The 3643-nt window shown below is 60.1% G+C and carries 5 protein-coding genes; 2 read left to right on the top strand and 3 right to left on the bottom strand.

Going from position 1 to position 3643, the window contains the following annotated elements:
- A partial coding sequence (locus ABYW26_RS12000) for an ATPase (RefSeq protein WP_372605136.1) occupies positions 1-869 on the top strand: 869 nt, incomplete at its 5' end.
- Positions 870-956: 87 nt separating this feature from the next.
- Here the strand turns inward: ABYW26_RS12000 and ABYW26_RS11995 are convergent.
- Positions 957-1703, bottom strand: a complete 747-nt coding sequence (locus tag ABYW26_RS11995; protein WP_372605135.1) for a LytTR family DNA-binding domain-containing protein — start codon at positions 1701-1703, stop codon at positions 957-959.
- A gap of 198 nt (positions 1704-1901) precedes the next feature.
- On the opposite strand from ABYW26_RS11995, the gene ABYW26_RS11990 reads away from it, so the two are divergent.
- On the top strand, positions 1902-2273 hold the full coding sequence (locus ABYW26_RS11990) for a PaaI family thioesterase (RefSeq protein ID WP_372605134.1): 372 nt from the start codon (positions 1902-1904) through the stop codon (positions 2271-2273).
- Here ABYW26_RS11990 and folD read toward each other — a convergent pair whose 3' ends face one another.
- Together folD and ABYW26_RS11980 are read right to left on the bottom strand one after the other, a co-directional pair.
- Entirely contained in the window at positions 2274-3179 is a 906-nt protein-coding gene (folD, locus tag ABYW26_RS11985; RefSeq protein ID WP_372605132.1) for a bifunctional methylenetetrahydrofolate dehydrogenase/methenyltetrahydrofolate cyclohydrolase FolD, read from the bottom strand.
- Positions 3180-3267: 88 nt separating this feature from the next.
- A partial coding sequence (locus tag ABYW26_RS11980) for a formate--tetrahydrofolate ligase (RefSeq protein ID WP_372605131.1) occupies positions 3268-3643 on the bottom strand: 376 nt, incomplete at its 5' end.

The following is a 3643-nucleotide window of genomic DNA, read 5'->3' as shown; positions in this document are numbered from 1 at the left end:
TGCTCAGCCACCTTGGCCCCGCAGTGTCAGCCGGGCGCTCGATCCTGATGTATGGCCCGCCGGGCAACGGGAAATCGTCAATCTCGAACGGGATCCGCGATGCATTGGGCGACAAGATCTATATCCCCCGCGCCGTCGAATATGCAGGTCAGGTCATCACCGTTTATGACCCGATCGTGCACAGCGCCGCACAGGAACAGGTCGATGATCCCCGGTCGCTGCGCCGCTCGTCAGGGCGCTATGACACGCGCTATGTGCTGTGTGACCGGCCCACCGTGGTCACCGGTGGCGAGCTGTCGCTGTCGATGCTGGATCTGGTCTATAACCCGACCGCCCGCACCTATCAGGCGCCGCTTCAGATGAAATCCACCGGCGGCGTGTTCATCGTCGACGACCTTGGCCGTCAGGCCGAACCGCCGCAGGCGCTGATCAACCGCTGGATCGTGCCGCTGGAAGAAAACCGCGATATTCTGGCGCTGCAATCGGGCGAAAAATTCGAAGTGCCGTTTGACACGCTGGTGATTTTCTCGACCAACTTCCACCCGAACGAGATTTTCGACAAAGCCGCGCTGCGCCGGATTTTCTTCAAGATCAAAATTGATGGCCCCTGTCAGGAGGACTTTCTCAAGATCTTCGCCATGGTCGCCCGGAAGAAGAAAATGCCGCTGGACGAGCAGACGCTGATCTATCTGCTGCGCGAAAAATATCCCGAGATCGACAATGTCTATGCCAACTATCAGCCGGTATTCCTGATCGACCAGATGATGTCGATCTGCGAATTCGAGGGCATCCCCTATCAGATGTCACCCGAACTGATCGACCGCGCCTGGGACAACATGTTCGTGCGGGAAGAGGAAATCGTGCACTGATTTTTGGCGATTTTGGTTGGCAGTTTTCGCACATTTACGCAGCAATTTATCGGGGAATTTCCCCGATATTTGCAGTATTCCAACTTTTCAGATCAAACCGCGTTCTTCAACAATGGGTCGCAATTTGCGGCTGACCGGGATCAGGCTACCGTCCTGAAGCCGCAGGAACAGCCGCCCTTTGTCCACCAGATGACCGTTGACCGCCGTTTGCGCCACCCAATGCGACCGGTGCACTTGCAAGCCCTCATTCGGGTCCAGCTCGGCCAGCGCGTCCGAGAACCGCATCCGCAAACGCTCGGTCCCGTTTGCGGTGTAGACATCGACAAAATGATCCACCGCCGAACAGCGCAGGATCTGGCCGCGCAACGCAGGCTCGATCCGGTCCAGCAAACGCGGCGTCGCGGGTGTGGTCGGTTCGCCCCACGCAACGTGCAGCAAGGACCGAACCGCCGAAACCGACAGCGAGACCAGAAAAATCATCGCCCAGAATTCCAACAGCGACGGAAAATCCTGCCTGTCGCCACCAGACAATTGCAGGCTGAACAGTCTTAGCGGACAGACCAGAACCAGCGAGATTGCCACCGCTGAAACCGCCGAGACCACCCAATAATTCTGGCGGGGCAACATCACCCGCACAGCCACTCGCGTGCTGATCCCGACAAAAATCGACAGGCCGATCACGCCCACCCAATAGATCGCGCGCGTGGCGAAGGGAAAGCCGTCATAGGTGCCGAACGGCCCGGCGTAGGCGACCACGATCGACAAAACCGCCCACAGAATCCACGGTGTCGGCGCTTTGACTTCGGCAAGCCACTCTTTCTTGAACGAGGCCATGCCCCCTCCAAACCGTTAAAATTCATTGTCCGCAACACTTGCCCGACCGGCCAAGCCGCTGCGTAAAAACTGCACGCTCTTCACTCAGCCTTATGCCATGATACACCCAAGCGGAAAAGGAGACACCGAATGAAATCACGCGAGCTGGGATCAAAACAACGTCAACGTGTTCGGGAAAGTTTTTCCGCTCAAGGGCTTATGACCAGCATGGCGGCCCGGATCGAGGCGCTTGAGGCCGGGACCTGCACGCTTGAGGCCCCGGTTCAGCCCGCGTTTTCGCAGCAACACGGCTTTGCCCATGCCGCCGCCAGCTTCGCGCTTGGCGACGTGGCTTGTGGCTATGCCGCGTTAAGCATGTTGGATGAGGATCAGGAAGTTCTGACCAGCGAGATGAAGATTCACCTGTTGGCCCCGGCGAAAGGCACCCATCTGATCGCGCGGGCCGAAGTCATCCGTCCGGGGCGGCGATTGATGATCACCCGCGCCGACGTTTTCGCCCGCGCGCAAGATGGCTCGGAATCGCATGTGGCGACGCTGTTGGGCACGATTGTGCCGGTGCCGCGCGGCTGATCAGGCGGTCAGACCGTCCGGTTCAGGCAGGCCATGCGACCGGCAGCAGGCGGTCAGCGTGTTCGCCAGCAGGCAGGCAATCGTCATCGGGCCAACGCCGCCCGGCACCGGGGTGATCGCCCCGGCAACCTTGGAGGCGCTCTCAAAGTCCACATCGCCAACCAGCCGGGTCTTGCCTTCGCCCTTTTCCGGGGCCGGCAGGCGGTTGATCCCGACGTCAATCACGGTGGCGCCCGGTTTGACCCAATCGCCGGTGATCATCTGCGGACGGCCAACCGCAGCGACCAGAATATCGGCCTGACGGCACAGCGCCTCGATATCCTTGGTGCGCGAATGCGCGATGGTCACGGTGCAGCTGTCGCGCAGCAGCAATTGCGCCATCGGTTTGCCGACAATATTGCTGCGCCCGACCACAACCGCGTTCATTCCGGCCAGCGATCCGTGCTGTTCGCGCAGCATCATCAGGCAGCCCAGCGGCGTGCAGGGCACCATGGCCTTTTGTCCGGTTGCCAGCAGGCCAACGTTCGAAATGTGAAAGCCATCGACATCCTTGGCGGGGTTGATGCGCCCGATGACCAGGTCTTCGTTCAGATGAGAAGGCAGCGGTAACTGCACCAAAATACCGTGAACTTTCGGATCTGAATTCAGCTCGTCCAGCAGCCCCAGCAGCTCTTGCTCGCTGGTGTCTTCGGGCAGCTTATGTTCGAAAGATGCCATTCCGACTTCGACGGTCTGTTTGCCTTTCGAGCGCACATAGACCTCGCTGGCCGGGTCTTCGCCGACCAGAACCACCGCAAGGCCGGGGGTGATGTTGTGAACCTCTTTCAGCCGGGCGACATGGGCCGCCACCTTTTCGCGCACGCGCGCCGCAAAGGCTTTGCCGTCGATGATCTGTGCCTGAGCCATGGTGCCATCTCCCGAGTCGTTTGCGGTTCATTAACAGCATCCGCGCCGGAATTTCCATGCGTTTACCCGCGATTTTCGCTCGGCGTGATCAGAAAAGCCCGACGATCTGGCCCTCGGAATCCAGATGGATCGACTCGGCCGCCGGGTGTCTTGGCAGGCCGGGCATCGACATGATCTCGCCGCAGATCACCACCACGAAGCCCGCACCGGCGCTAAGCCGCACCTCGCGCACCGGAACCGAGTGCCCGACCGGCGCACCGCGCAGGTTCGGATCGGTGGAAAAGCTGTATTGGGTCTTGGCCATGCAGATCGGCAGGTGACCGTAACCGGCGCGTTCCCAGGCGTGCAATTGGGTGCGGATCTTGGTGTCGGCCAGCACTTCGTCGGCACGATAGATGCGCTTGGCGATGGTTTCGACCTTGGCAAAGAGGCCCATATCATCCGGGTAAAGCGGCGCGAAATTC

Origin of the sequence: Actibacterium sp., assembly GCF_041584535.1 — a bacterium.
Classification (GTDB): Bacteria; Pseudomonadota; Alphaproteobacteria; order Rhodobacterales; family Rhodobacteraceae; genus Actibacterium_D.
The sequence above is the reverse complement of the archived record's forward strand: the minus strand, read 5'-3'. Positions and strand labels throughout refer to the sequence as shown.